This is a genomic window from Bradyrhizobium sp. NBAIM03, from assembly GCF_020194055.1.
Taxonomy (GTDB): domain Bacteria; phylum Pseudomonadota; class Alphaproteobacteria; order Rhizobiales; family Xanthobacteraceae; genus Bradyrhizobium; species Bradyrhizobium yuanmingense.
The window spans coordinates 132,340-146,208 of sequence record NZ_JADYVS010000017.1 but is presented as its reverse complement, the minus strand read 5'-3'; the positions used below and the strand labels follow the sequence as shown (position 1 = coordinate 146,208).

10 protein-coding genes are annotated in these 13,869 nt (G+C 65.6%); 7 read left to right on the top strand and 3 right to left on the bottom strand.

Annotated features, from left to right (window positions below; all coding sequences use genetic code 11):
* Positions 1 to 127: 127 nt before the first annotated feature.
* On the bottom strand, positions 128 to 802 hold the full coding sequence (locus tag I6F21_RS24505; RefSeq protein ID WP_225139552.1) for an aldolase: 675 nt from the start codon (positions 800 to 802) through the stop codon (positions 128 to 130).
* A gap of 106 nt (positions 803 to 908) precedes the next feature.
* Between I6F21_RS24505 and ltnD the strand changes: the two genes are divergently transcribed.
* The 6 genes from ltnD (at position 909) to I6F21_RS24475 (ending at position 9,614) form a co-directional block, all read left to right on the top strand.
* Complete coding sequence (gene ltnD / locus I6F21_RS24500) at positions 909 to 1,826, top strand: L-threonate dehydrogenase (RefSeq protein ID WP_225139551.1); 918 nt, start codon at positions 909 to 911, stop codon at positions 1,824 to 1,826.
* A gap of 13 nt (positions 1,827 to 1,839) precedes the next feature.
* Positions 1,840 to 2,622 carry a 2-oxo-tetronate isomerase gene (otnI, locus tag I6F21_RS24495; RefSeq protein ID WP_225139550.1) on the top strand — a complete coding sequence of 261 codons (783 nt, stop codon included), beginning with the start codon at positions 1,840 to 1,842 and terminating at the stop codon, positions 2,620 to 2,622.
* Positions 2,619 to 3,893 (top strand): 3-oxo-tetronate kinase, encoded by a 1,275-nt coding sequence (otnK, locus tag I6F21_RS24490; protein ID WP_225139549.1) that lies wholly within the window; start codon positions 2,619 to 2,621, stop codon positions 3,891 to 3,893. The genes otnI and otnK overlap by 4 nt, the downstream gene beginning before the upstream one ends.
* Positions 3,894 to 4,061: 168 nt before the next feature.
* Positions 4,062 to 5,753, top strand: a complete 1,692-nt coding sequence (locus I6F21_RS24485) for a methyl-accepting chemotaxis protein (protein WP_057027090.1) — start codon at positions 4,062 to 4,064, stop codon at positions 5,751 to 5,753.
* Positions 5,754 to 5,997: 244 nt separating this feature from the next.
* Positions 5,998 to 7,686, top strand: coding sequence for a CHASE3 domain-containing protein (locus I6F21_RS24480; RefSeq protein WP_225139548.1), 1,689 nt, complete (start codon positions 5,998 to 6,000; stop codon positions 7,684 to 7,686).
* 233 nt (positions 7,687 to 7,919) lie between these two features.
* A complete protein-coding gene (locus I6F21_RS24475; protein WP_225114884.1) occupies positions 7,920 to 9,614 on the top strand; it encodes a methyl-accepting chemotaxis protein in 1,695 nt (564 codons plus the stop codon).
* Positions 9,615 to 9,755: 141 nt separating this feature from the next.
* Here I6F21_RS24475 and I6F21_RS24470 read toward each other — a convergent pair whose 3' ends face one another.
* Together I6F21_RS24470 and I6F21_RS24465 are read right to left on the bottom strand one after the other, a co-directional pair.
* The gene (locus I6F21_RS24470) at positions 9,756 to 11,264 is read right to left on the bottom strand and encodes an acetyl-CoA acetyltransferase (protein WP_225139547.1); all 1,509 of its coding nucleotides are present in this window, start codon (positions 11,262 to 11,264) and stop codon (positions 9,756 to 9,758) included.
* 123 nt (positions 11,265 to 11,387) lie between these two features.
* A complete protein-coding gene (locus I6F21_RS24465; RefSeq protein WP_225139546.1) occupies positions 11,388 to 12,521 on the bottom strand; it encodes a nitronate monooxygenase in 1,134 nt (377 codons plus the stop codon).
* Positions 12,522 to 12,806: 285 nt separating this feature from the next.
* On the opposite strand from I6F21_RS24465, the gene yghU reads away from it, so the two are divergent.
* Entirely contained in the window at positions 12,807 to 13,679 is an 873-nt protein-coding gene (gene yghU, locus I6F21_RS24460) for a glutathione-dependent disulfide-bond oxidoreductase (RefSeq protein WP_225139545.1), read from the top strand.
* Positions 13,680 to 13,869 lie beyond the last annotated feature (190 nt).

Here is a 13,869-nt window from a genome sequence, read left to right as displayed (position 1 = left end):
ATCGGGCGATCCAGTACTCCGAGACGTCAGAGATATGCGGAGAAGCCGCGGCGTACTGGATTCCCCGCTTTCGCGGGGAATGACAGCGGTGGTGAGGCGACGCTCGTCCACCCCTTACCGCAAGTCGCTAATACTCGTGCCCGTGCTCCGGCAACGTCACCCCGAACACCTGCACCAGATCCTTCACCTGCTCCGGCGACAGGTAACGTGGGTTCATCCCGCGCAGCAGCAGGTACAGCCTCGCCGTCTCCTCCAGCTCTTCCGTCGCGAACACCGCCGCTTCCAGCGTGTCGCCGGCGACGACCGGGCCGTGATTGGCGAGCAGCACGGATGAGTACTTCCCAGCCAGCCCCTTGATCGCATCTGCGACCGCGGGATCGCCAGGGCGGTAATAGGGCACGAGCGCGGTGGCGCCGCATTTCATCAAATAATAGGCCGTCATCGGCGGCAGCGCGGCGCGCGGATCGATCTCGGGCAGCATCGACAGCGCCACCGAATGCGTGGAGTGCAGATGCACGATGGCCCGCGCGCTGCCGCGCGTGTCGTAGAGCGCATTGTGCAGCGGAACTTCCTTGGTCGGGGCATCGCCCGAAACCAGCCGGCCCTGCTGGTCCAGCCGTGACAGTTTCGCGGGATCGAGGAAGCCGAGCGAGGCGTTGGTCGGCGTCACCAGCCAGCCGCCATCGTCCAGCTTGACGCTGATATTGCCGGAGGAGCCCGGCGTCAGCCCGCGCTCGAACAGGGACCGTCCGAAGCGGCAGATGTCCTCGCGCAGCAATGTCTCATTGCTCATGGCCGTCATGCCTGCTTGTCTCACGCTTTGGCAGCGCGGCCAAGCCGTGTTATTCGGTTGCCAAGCTGCCGCAAAGGGCGGCCATCTGGGAAACGCTCGCAAGGGTCAGTTGCATATGTCCGCCTCCACCTCACAAAATCAGCGTATTGCCGTCGTCGGGCTCGGCTCGATGGGATTTGGCATGGCGACCTCGCTCAAGAGCGCCGGCCATGCCGTGACCGGCTGCGACGTCTCGGCGGATGCCGTCGCGCGCTTCGTGAAGGACGGCGGCGCGGGGGCCAAGACGCCGGCCGAAGCGGCCAAGGACGCAGACATCGTCGTCAGCGTGGTGGTCAATGCCGCGCAGACCGAAACCATCCTGTTCGGCAAGGATGGCGCCGCCGAGACCATGCCCAAGGACAGCGTGTTCATCTCCTCGGCGACGATGGATCCCGACGTGGCGCGCCGTCTTGCCAAGCAGCTGGAGGCGACCGGCCGGCACTATCTGGATGCGCCGATCTCCGGCGGGGCGCAGCGCGCCGCGCAAGGCGAATTGACGATTCTTGCCTCCGGCAGCTCGGCCGCCTTTGCCAAGGCGCGGCCGGCGCTCGATGCCATGGCTGCAAAGCTCTACGAGCTCGGCGATGCGGCCGGGCAGGGCGCTGCGTTCAAGATGATCAATCAGCTGCTCGCCGGCGTTCACATCGCCGCCGCCAGCGAAGCCATGGCGTTCGCAGCCAAGCAGGGCCTCGACATCCGCAAGGTCTACGAGGTGATCACGGCCTCGGCCGGTAATTCCTGGATGTTCGAGAACCGCATGCCGCATGTGCTCGACGGCGACTACACGCCGCGAAGCGCGGTGGAGATCTTCGTCAAGGACCTCGGCATCATCCAGGACATGGCGCGCACGGCCCGATTCCCCGTGCCGGTCTCCGCCGCCGCGCTCCAGATGTTCCTGATGACATCGGCCGCCGGCATGGGCCGCGACGACGACGCATCGGTCGCGCGCATGTATGCGCAGGTCACCGGCGTCAAGCTGCCCGGCGACAAGTAACAGAGGATCTCCAATGCCCCGTTTCGCCGCCAATCTCTCGATGATGTTCACCGAGGTGCCGTTCCTCGACCGCTTCGACGCCGCCGCGCAAGCGGGCTTCACCGCGGTGGAATTCCTGTTTCCGTACGAGCATGCCGCCGAGGCCGTCGGCGAACGGCTCAAGCGCAACGGCCTGACCCAGGCGCTGTTCAACCTGCCGCCGGGCGACTGGAACGCCGGCGAGAAGGGCTTTGCGGCGCTGCCATCGCGCTTTTCCGATCTCAAGGCGAGCCTGGAGACGGCGCTGCCTTATGCCAAGGCGACGGGCGTCAAGCGCCTGCACCTGATGGCCGGCATCGCCAATCGCGGCGAGCGCGTCGCGATCGAGGCCTTCTACAAATCGGTGGCCTGGGCCGCCGAGTTCTTCGCGCCGCACGGCATCGACATCGTGATCGAGCCGATCAATGCGCGCAACGTGCCCGGCTACTTCCTCAACGATTTCGGCTTTGCGCGGGATCTGATCCAGGAGCTGAGGCTTGCGAACCTGAAGCTCCAGTTCGACATCTATCACTGCCAGATCATCCATGGCGACGTCACCATGCGGCTGCGCGAGATGATGTCGATCATCGGCCACATCCAGATCGCGAGCATTCCCTCGCGCAACGAGCCCGATGGCGAGGAGCTGAACTATCCGTTCCTGTTCGGTGAGCTCGACCGGCTCGGCTATGCCGGCTTTGTCGGCTGCGAATACAATCCGCGCGGCAAGACCACCGATGGCCTCGCCTGGTTCAAGCCCTATGCGGGAGTGAAGCCGTGACCCCAGCGTTAGGCTGCATCGCCGACGATTACACCGGCGCCTCCGATCTCGCCAACACGCTGACGCGCGCCGGCCTGCGCACCGTCCAGACCATCGGCATCCCTGCCGACGATCTGATGCTGCCCGAGGTCGATGCCGTCGTGGTGTCGCTGAAGAGCCGCTCGATCGAGGCCGGCCTTGCCGTGTCGCGCTCGCGCGCGGCGGACAAATGGCTGCGCGGCCGCGGCGTGGGCCACGTGCTGTTCAAGATCTGCTCGACCTTCGATTCCACCGACGCCGGCAATATCGGCCCGGTCATGGATGCGCTGCGCGCCGATTGCGGCGAGGGAGCCGTGCTGGTGACGCCTGCCTTTCCGGAGACCGGGCGCACCGTCTATCAGGGCAATCTGTTCGTCGGCGCCGTGCCGCTCAGCGAGAGCCCGCTAAAGGACCATCCGCTCAACCCGATGCATGATTCCAACTTGGTGCGCGTGCTGGCGCGCCAGAGCAGCACGCAGATCGGCCTCGTCGATCTCGCCACCGTCGCGCGCGGCGCGGAGGCCGTGCGGGCACGGCTGGCCGAGCTCGCCGCCAGGGGCATCGGTGCTGCGATCATCGACGCCGTGTTCGACCGCGACCTCGAGACCATCGGTCTCGTCGCCGCTGAACATCTTCTGTCGGTCGGCGCGTCCGGCATGGGCCTCGGGCTTGCGCGCGCGCTGGTGTCGACGGGCAAGGTGAAGTCGGCACCGAGCGGCGAAACCGGCGCGGCCGTCGGCGGCCTGGCGGCATGCCTTGCCGGCAGCTGCTCGCAGGCGACGCTTCAGCAGATCGCCAGCGCCGAACGCAACATGCCGGTGCTTCATCTCGATCCGGAGCGGATCGTCGCGGGCGCTGCTGAAGCGCAGCGTGCGCTGGACTGGGCGAGGCCGCGGCTTGCGGAAGGTCCGGTGCTGATCGCTTCGAGCGCGACGCCGGACGCCGTTGCGGCCGTGCAGGCACGCCATGGCCGCGATGCCGCAGGCCACGCGATCGAGCAGGCCATGGCCGGTATCGCCGAGGGTCTGGTGCAGGCCGGCGTCCGTCGCTTGATCGTCGCCGGTGGCGAGACATCCGGCGCCGTGGTCGATCGGTTGAAAATTCCTGGATTTCTCGTAGGAGTAGAAATCGCGGCGGGAGTCCCGGTGCTGCGCGCGGTCGGTGCAAGCTCCGGCGAGATGTTGCTCGCTTTGAAATCTGGAAACTTTGGCGGTCCGGACTTCTTCTCCGACGCGCTTAGGCTCATGCGCTGAGCGCAGAGCCTCCTTAGTCCATCGTTCATTTCTTTCGGCTTCGGTACTCGTACGGAGCCGCAGTTAACATTTGCGCAGGTGCTCTGCGCTCAGATGTCGCCGCAGCTCCTCTTTGGTTGATTCTTAGAGCTTCGACGCGCATCCGCGCCAGCACAACGAGATCCGATTATGTTCGCCAACATTTCCATCCGCGCCAAGATCATCAGTGTCGTGGCATTCCTGCTCGTCGCGATGGCCGGCATGGGCCTGCTCGCCATCATGAAAATGCGGTCGATGAACGCCAACACGGTCGACATCACGATGAATTGGATGCCCAGCGTGCGGGTGCTGGGCGAGCTTCGGGCGAGCGTCATCACCTATCGCAACGTGGTCCGCCAGCACATGCTTTCCGACACGCTGGACGAGAAGCTCGCCAACGAAAAGACGGCCGTGACGGTGCTCGAGGCGCTTGCCAAATACCGCAGCCGCTACGAGCCGATGATCACCTCGCCGGAGGAGAGGGCGCTCTACACCCAATGGGCAAAGCTCTGGGACGATTACAAGAGGGGCACCGAAGAGGTGATGGCGCTCTCGCGCAAGGAAGCCGGCAAGATCCCACACGAGGCCCGGGAGCTAAATACGAAGACCGTCAACAAGCTCGGTCTTCAGGCAGACGAGGTCCTGACCAAGGACATCGAGCTCAACACCAAAGGCGGAGAACAGGCCGCCCAGGACGCCGCCGACAGTTACGCCTACGCCTTCATGCTGGTCTCGGCCATTCTCGGCGCTGCTATCGTCATCGGCATCGCCGTCAGCTTCTATCTCGTCCGCGACGTCTCTAGCGGCATCAACTCGATCACCCTGCCGATGCAGGCCCTGGGCCGAGGCGACCTCTCCGCCGAAGTCCCGCATCGCGGCGAGAAGACCGAGATCGGCGCCATGGCCGACGTGCTCCAGATCTTCAAGGAGGCGTTGATCGCCAAGAAGGCCGCCGACGAAGCCGCCGCGGCCGACGCCGAAGCCAAGATCGAGCGCGGCCGCCGCGTCGACGACATCACCCGCGAATTCGAAACGATGATCGGCGAGATCGTCCAGACCGTGTCATCGGCCTCGACCCAGTTAGAGGCCTCCGCCTCGACCTTGACCGCGACCGCCGACCGCTCGCAGCGGCTGGCGACCACGGTGGCCGACGCTTCGGAGGAAGCCTCCACCAACGTGCAGTCGGTGGCCTCGGCGACCGAGGAGATGGCCTCGTCGGTCGGCGAGATCAGCCGCCAGGTGCAGGAATCGGCGCGGATGGCGGGCGATGCAGTCGGTCAGGCCCGTGCCACCACCGAGCGCGTCAGCGAATTGTCCAAGGCCGCCGCGCGCATCGGCGACGTCGTCGAGTTGATCAACACCATCGCCGGCCAGACCAACCTGCTGGCGCTGAACGCCACCATCGAGGCGGCGCGCGCCGGCGAAGCCGGCCGCGGTTTTGCCGTCGTCGCCTCCGAGGTGAAGGCGCTCGCCGAGCAGACCGCGAAGGCGACCGGCGAGATCGGCCAGCAAATCTCCGGCATCCAGGCGGCGACCAACGACTCTGTCGGCGCCATCAAGGAGATCTCCTCGACCATCGAGCGCTTGTCGGAGATCTCGTCGGCCATCGCGGCTGCGGTGGAAGAGCAGGGCGCCGCGACGCAGGAGATTGCCCGCAACGTGCAGCAGGCGGCGCAGGGCACCCAGCAGGTGTCGTCCAACATCACGGACGTGCAGCGCGGCGCGACCGAGACCGGCACGGCCTCCTCGCAGGTGCTGTCCGCGGCGCAGATGCTGTCGAATGATTCGGGCCGGCTGAAGAACGAGGTCAGCAAGTTCCTGACCAACGTCCGCGCCGCGTAGACAGACGTGGGTTCCACAAGCAAGGGCGGCGCCATCGGCGCCGCTCATAGTTTTTCCTGCGCGCGTTGCGCTGTCGATATGCCCGTAGAATTGCGACGTACTCTTCAGCGAAAGCTCCGTACTACTGCGTAGCGTCGTTAAACCTAACAATCCTGAGCGACGGTAAGATCGTGGCGGAAGTCGTAGCACGATCGGAGCCGGTCCGGACCAGCAACTCCCGACCGTCAGCATTGGGGAGGATTTAATGTCTTGGATCAACAACCTTCGTATTTCCATTAAGGTTTCCGCCGTATTCGCGGCGATCTGTCTCGTCGTCGCCGGCAGCACCGCAGCCATCTACAACTCGCTGAGCGTAATGAATTCCACGGCGAAGATGACAGTGCATACCTATCAGGTGCTGGAGCAGCTTTCCGAGCTTGTCGGTGCGATGGTCAATCAGGAAACCGGCGTTCGCGGCTATCTCGTGTCTGGCGATGCCGGCTTTCTCGCTCCTTACGAAGCCGGGCTGAAACAATTTCAGACTGCGGCGGCCAAAGTCGACAGCCTGACCTCGGACAACGCCACGCAGCAGAAGCGACTCGAGCAGGTCAAGGCGCTTGCCAACGACTGGGCAACCAACGTCGCGCAGCGCGAAATCGCGCTGATGAAGGATCCGGCAACCCAGGCGAAGGCGCGTGAGCTCGAGGCTTCCGGAGCCGGCAAGAAGTCGATGGATGGCCTCCGCGCCGTCGTCCAGGAAATGGACAGGGAAGAGCGGTCGCTGTTGTCAGTGCGGGCGGCTGCCTCCGACGCCGCCTCGTCCAGCGCCACCATGGCCATGCTGATCGGAGGCCTCGTCACCCTGCTGCTCTCGCTCGTGGGCGCCTTCGGCGTCGCCTTCGCGGTCACCCGCCCGATCCAGCGCATCACGACCGAGATGGGTGTTCTCGCGAATGGGGACACCTCGGTGATCGTATCGGGTATCGAACGCAAGGACGAGATCGGTGAGATGGCTCAGGCGGTCCAGGTGTTCAAGACCAATGCCATCGAGGTCGAGCGGCTGAAGGCGGAACAGGCTGAAACCGAGCGTCGCAATGCCGAGCAGCGCAAACGCGACATGGTCAGGCTCGCCGACGACTTCGAGAGCGCCGTCGGCCAGATCATCGGAACAGTGTCGTCGGCATCGACCCAGCTGGAAGCATCGGCCACCACCCTCACAGGTACGGCCGAGCGGTCCCAGAAGCTCGCGACCACGGTGGCCGGCGCTTCGGAGGAAGCCTCCACCAACGTGCAGTCGGTGGCCTCGGCGACCGAGGAGATGGCCTCGTCGGTCGGCGAGATCAGCCGCCAGGTGCAGGAATCGGCGCGGATGGCGGGCGATGCAGTCGGTCAGGCCCGTGCCACCACCGAGCGCGTCAGCGAATTGTCCAAGGCCGCCGCGCGCATCGGCGACGTCGTCGAGTTGATCAACACCATCGCCGGCCAGACCAACCTGCTGGCGCTGAACGCCACCATCGAGGCGGCGCGCGCCGGCGAAGCCGGCCGCGGTTTTGCCGTCGTCGCCTCCGAGGTGAAGGCGCTCGCCGAGCAGACCGCGAAGGCGACCGGCGAGATCGGCCAGCAGATCTCCGGCATCCAGGCGGCGACCAACGACTCCGTCGGCGCCATCAAGGAGATCTCCTCGACCATCGAGCGCTTGTCGGAGATCTCGTCGGCCATCGCGGCTGCGGTGGAAGAGCAGGGCGCCGCGACGCAGGAGATTGCCCGCAACGTGCAGCAGGCGGCGCAGGGCACCCAGCAGGTGTCGTCCAACATCACCGACGTGCAGCGCGGCGCAACCGAGACCGGCACGGCCTCCTCGCAGGTGCTGTCGGCGGCGCAGATGTTGTCGAACGATTCGAGCCGGCTGAAGAGCGAGGTCAGCAAGTTCCTGACCAACGTCCGCGCCGCGTAAGGCGCGGCCGAAGGATAGATCAAACCGGGAGCGGCGCCCAAAAGCGCCGCTCTTTTTTTTCTGCGGTAGCGTGATGTCGTCTGGCGGTAGGATCATGGGGAGCCGACCGTAAACATACGGGGCGCCCGTTTCATGGATAGTTAAATTCGATTCACGAGAATCGGCGGAAGGCGCCTCGAGCAGCGGCCGTCCTGTCTTGGAATGAACGCATACCGCATTGTTTGGGGGCTCTGATGCGCAAGAATCTTCCCGTCACCACCGTTGAATATCCGGTCAGTGATGAGACGTTGATCGTTTCGCGGACCGACCTGAAGGGCAAGCTCGCCTACTTCAACGAGGACTTCCTCGCTGCCGCCGGATTCACGTCGGCGGAACTGATGGGCCAGCCGCACAACATCGTCCGCCACCCCGACATGCCGCCGGAGGCATTCGACAATCTCTGGGACACGCTGAAGGCCGGCAAGCCCTGGCTCGGCGCAGTCAAGAACCGACGCAAGAACGGCGACTTCTATTGGGTGCTGGCGACGGCTTCTCCGATCCGCGAGAACGGCGAGGTCAAGGGCTATACGTCGATCCGCACCAAGCTGCCGGCCGACCAGCGCAAGCTCGCCGAAGAGGTCTATGCCGCCATCCGCGAGAAGAAGCCGCATGGCTATCGCATCGACGCCGGCATCATCCGCCGCCGCTCCTGGCTCGACCACTTCAGCATCTTTACCGGGACGCTGAAGGCGCGCCTGATCACGATGATGGTGCTGCAGTCGCTGTTCATGCTCGCGCTCGGCATCGGTGGCGCGGTCGCCACCGGCGGTTCGACCAGCCTGATCCTGTCGCTGCTGGCTGTCGCCGGTGCGGCTATCGTCGGCTTCGCAGGCCTTGCGACCATGCGTGCTATTCAGGGACCGATGCGGCAGCTCAACGACACGCTGGTCAACCTCGTGCAGGACAAGCTTGACAATCGCATCGTGATCGAGCGCGACGACGAGATCGGCGAGGCGCTGCGCAACCTTCAGACCGTGCAGACCATCGTCCGTTTCAGCCGCGACGAGGTGCAGGCGGTGCAGCGCCGCGCCGAGGCGCAGCGCAAGGCCGACATGACCAAGCTTGCCGACGGTTTCGAGGCGGCGATCGGGGAAATCGTCGAGACCGTATCGGCCGCCGCGACTGAGCTTGAGGCATCGGCCTCGACCCTGTCCTCGACCGCGGGCCGGGCGCAGGAGCTGGCCACGGTAGTTGCGTCCGGCTCGGAGGCCGCCTCCAGCAATGTCCATTCGGTGGCTTCGGCTGCCGAGGAGATGTCGTCCTCGGTGCGCGAGATCGGGCGGCAGGTGCAGGATTCCTCCCGGATCGCGAGCGAGGCGGTCAGCCAGGCGCATGCCACCACCGAGCGTGTTAGCGAGCTGTCGCGGGCTGCGGCGCGGATCGGCGATGTCGTCGAGCTCATCAATGCGATTGCCGGCCAGACCAACCTCCTGGCACTCAACGCTACCATCGAGGCGGCGCGGGCTGGCGAAGCCGGCCGCGGCTTCGCGGTGGTGGCCTCCGAGGTCAAGGCGCTCGCCGAGCAGACGGCCAAGGCCACCGGCGAGATCGGCCAGCAGGTCGGCGGCATCCAGGCGGCGACGCAGGATTCGGTCAGCGCCATCGGGGAGATCAGCGGCACCATCGCGCGTCTGTCGGAGATCGCTTCGGCCATCGCGACGGCCGTGCAGCAGCAGGGCGCAGCGACCCAGGAGATCGCCCGCAACGTGCAGCAGGCCGCCCTGGGCACCCAGCAGGTCTCGTCCAACGTCGGCGACGTGCAGCGCGGCGCCTCGGAGACGGGATCAGCGTCCACGCAGGTGCTGTCGGCGGCCCAGATGCTGTCCCGCGATTCCAACCGCCTCAAGCTCGAGGTCGGCAAGTTCCTGAACTCGGTTCGCGCCGCCTGACTCTCGACCGCGTCGGAAAAAACAGGCGCCGAAGGGCTGAGATCTCGTAGGGTGGGCAAAGGCGCTCTTGCGCCGTGCCCACCATTCTTTCCGGATCACACGAAGGCCGTGGGCACGCTTCGCTTTGCCCACCCTACGAGATCACGCCACCCGCCACTCGGGCACGTTATCTTCTGCCATAGCGATTTCGCCGAACGAGCCGACCGGGGTGCGATCCATGGCGAGCAGCTGCGCCAGCGTCGCGCCGTCGCTCGCCGGGACCCGCGCCAGCGTGCGGCGATCGTCCTCTGTCCGCAGCATCACGACGCCATGCTCGATATTGCCGCCGCGGCCGTAAAGCACGGTGAAGCTCTCGACCGTGCCCTTGCCAGTGGCCTCCGCGACGAACTCCGGCACCGCGCGCTTGTTGCGGTCCGCATCGGCCTGCACGCTCGTTTCCTGCACCAGCGCCTCGCGCGGCGCCGTCTTCGACACCACCAGCGCGTGGTGCTTGGTGACGAAGCCGCCCTGGCCATAGAGCAGGCCGAGCTTGGCGCCGTCGCGCAGCCGCCGCACCATAGCGCAGGCGGCATGCGTCATGTAGGTGTTGAGCGGCGCGCCGAAGAAGGTGAGGCCGCCCGTCACGGTCGGCTGCACGTCGGCACCTAAGCCCAGTGTCCGCCGCGCCATTTTGGGCACGCAGGGGAAGCAACTGTAGAGCTCGATCGCGTCGAAGGACTTGCCGTCGCCGCCGGCGAGGTCCATCGCCGCTTTCAGCACGGCGTTCTGCGGGTGGCTCTCGTAAAACTGGTCGCGCAGCAGATAGTCACGCGGCTCTTCCGCGGAGGCGCCGCCGAGCGGGTAGACCAGTTTGTCTTCGGCGATCCCGGCTGCGCGTGCCTTGGCGAGACTGGTGAGCAGCAGCGCACCGCCCATGTTGACGCTGGGGTTCGCCACCATCAGCTTGTTGTAGGGCCAGGCGATCAGGCGATTGTCCGCGGTCGGCGTCGTAATCTCCTCCGGCGTGTAGCGCCGCTTCAGCCAGGCGTTCGGGTTCTCCGCGGCGGCTTCCGAATAGCGCGACCACAGCGTGCCTGACTCCGCCATGGCTTCGCGTGGCGTCTGACCCCAATGCGCGGAGGAGGCCGCTTCATAGAATGGATAGACGGTCACAGGTCGAAACACGCCGAGCTTCACCGCCAGCGGCTTCTGGAACGCCGCGCCGCGCTTGGGTTCCTCGACGTCATAGGCGAACGGCGTCCACGGCAGCTTGACGCCGGCGCGCTCCGCCTTGGTAGCGCTCGATTGCGCTTCCGCGCCGCACACCGCCGCCACGCTGCACTCGCCGCGCGCGATGCGCTTGGCCGCCTCGTGGATGTAGCGGATCGGGCTCTCGCCGCCGACTGGGCCGTAATAGCAATGCGCGGGCGAGATGCCGAGGCGCTGAGCCAAAAGCTGCTCCGGATCGCGATAGCGCCAGCTCAGGAAATTGACGACGTCGAGCGATTGCACCTCGCCGAGCAGCTTTGCGCCGGCGTCTTGTTCAGCCCGCCGCAGCGCCTGTTCGAGCAGGTCGAGCGGTTCGAGACCCTCGGCGATCTCCTTGGGGCGATCGACGATCTCGCCGATGCCGACGATGACGGGGATGCGGTCTTCGGGGATATTGGTCATTTCTTCTTGCTTCAGTTCACGATGTCAGTTGTTCGTCATTGCGAGCGCAGCGAAGCAATCCAGGATCTTTCCGCGGAGGCAGTCTGGATTGCTTCGCTGCGCTCGCAATGACAAGTGGGATCGTCACTCCGCCACCAGCGCATTCATGTGCTCGACGGCTTCGGCGAAATCCTGCTTGAACTCCTGTACCACCGCACCCGCCGACTTGACGCTGTCGATCAGGCCGACGCCCTGGCCGACGAAATAGCTGACGAGATCGCGCGCCTTGGCGTTGCCGCTTGCGGCGGCTCGGTCGATCGAATGGAAGGCGTCGCGGCTAATGATGCTTTGCAACGGCATCGGCAGCGCGCCCGGGCTATCCGGCGCGCGGTCCCAGGCGTCGGTCCAGACTGAGCGGAGCTGCCGGGCCGGCTTGCCGGTGCGGCCCTTCGAGCGCACCGCATCGCGCGAGGATGCCGCGATCATCTTCTCGCGAAAGATCTCGCTTGTCTCGGACTCGACCGTGGCCAGCCACACCGAGCCGGTCCAGACGCCGGCCGCGCCCATCGCCATGCAGGCCGCCATCTGCCGTCCCGTCATGATGCCGCCGGCTGCCAGCACCGGCACGTCTCGGATAGTCTTGATCGCCTTGATCACCTCCGGCACCAGCACCATGGTCGAGACCTCGCCGCAATGGCCGCCGGCCTCGGTGCCCTGCACGACGAGAATATCGACGCCGGCCGCGACCTGGCGCAGCGCGTGCTCCTTGGCGCCGACCAGCGCTGCAACCGGCACGCCGTGCTTCTTGCCCATCTCGATCATCGCCTTCGGCGGCACGCCCAGCGCATTGGCGATCAGGCGGATCGGATGATTGAAGGAGACCTCGAGCAGCTGAAGCGCGGTCTTGCCGTCGAACGGCTGCGGCTGGTTGTCCGCGACCTCGGTGGTGGTCAGCTCGATGTCGTACTTCTTCAGGAGATCGCGCGTGTAGTTGCGGTGCTCCTGCGGCACGCGCGCTTCCAGGCTCTTCCAGGTGACGTCCTTCTCGCCGGCCGTCGAGATGTTTTCCGGGATGAGCACGTCGATGCCGTAAGGCTTGCCGTCGACGTGATCATCGATCCACGTCAGCTCACGCTCGAGCGTGTCCGGCGTATGCACGGTCGCGCCCAGCACGCCGAAGCCGCCGGCGCGGCTGACGGCGGCAACGACGTCGCGACAATGGCTGAAGGCGAGCAGCGGGAATTCGATCCCCAGCATGTCGCAGATCGGCGATTTCATGGCTCTCTCCCGGCGGCAGGCTTCGCATTCTCGTTGCTTTCGCTGGCAAAGCAAAGTGACGCTAGCCGATCGATGACATGCCGGATCTGGCGAGGCATCTTGTGTGCAGACGTCGCGCTCTATCCGCGGGCCGCAGGCCCTGCGGGCACCCGGGAATGACGGAGGGGAGGGGCTGCCATGACAAAACGCAGAGTTGTCCCATCCGGCAATGCATTGCGGCGCCCTTGTCATCGGCCGTTTGCGGGCTAATTAATGCAGACGCATCCTTTTTGCCCGGAGCCCCGCATGACCGACGCCCCTTACGTGCCGCCCAGAGTCTGGACCTGGAACAAGGAGAACGGCGGGCAATTCGCCAACATCAACCGCCCGATTGCCGGCCCCACCCACGACAAGGAGCTGCCAGTCGGCAAGCATCCGCTTCAGCTCTACTCGCTGGCGACGCCGAACGGGGTCAAGGTCACCGTGATGCTGGAGGAGCTCCTGGCGCTCGGCCACAAGGGCGCCGAATATGACGCCTGGCTGATCAAGATTGGCAATGGCGATCAGTTCGGCAGCGGCTTCGTCGACATCAATCCGAATTCCAAGATCCCGGCGCTGATGGATCGCTCCGGTCCCGAGCCTGTCCGGGTGTTCGAGTCAGGCTCGATCCTGTTCTACCTCGCGGAGAAGTTCGGCGCCTTCCTGCCGAAGGACGTCAAGGCCCGCACCGAGGCGATGTCCTGGCTGTTCTGGCAAATGGGCAGCGCGCCCTATCTCGGCGGCGGCTTCGGCCATTTCTACGCCTATGCCCCGACCAAGATCGAATACGCCATCGACCGTTTCGCGATGGAGACCAAGCGCCAGCTCGACGTGCTCGACCGGCGTCTCGCCGACAACGAATATCTCGCGGGCAAGGACTACACCATCGCCGACATGGCGGTGTGGCCCTGGTATGGCGCGCTCGCCAAGGGGCTGGTCTATGGCGCCGGCGAATTTCTGTCGGTGCAGGACTACAAGAACGTGCAGCGCTGGACCGACCAGATTGCGCAGCGCCCCGCCGTGAAGCGCGGCCGCATGGTCAACCGGGTCTCCGGCGATCCCGCCAGCCAGCTCCACGAGCGCCACGACGCGAGCGACTTCGAGACCAAGACCCAGGACAAGCTCGTGCCCGCAACGTAGCTGACGGGTTCATCACCTCTCCCCGCAAGCGGGGAGAGGTCGAATTCGATCGCAGATCGAATTCGGGTGAGGGGGTACAGGTCCCTCGACAGTCTCGCGCGTGGAGAAAGCCCCTCACCCCAACCCTCTCAGCGCGAGCCAAGCTCGTCGCGGCCCCGTAAGAATGGGGCGAGGGAGCGCACCGTTGCTG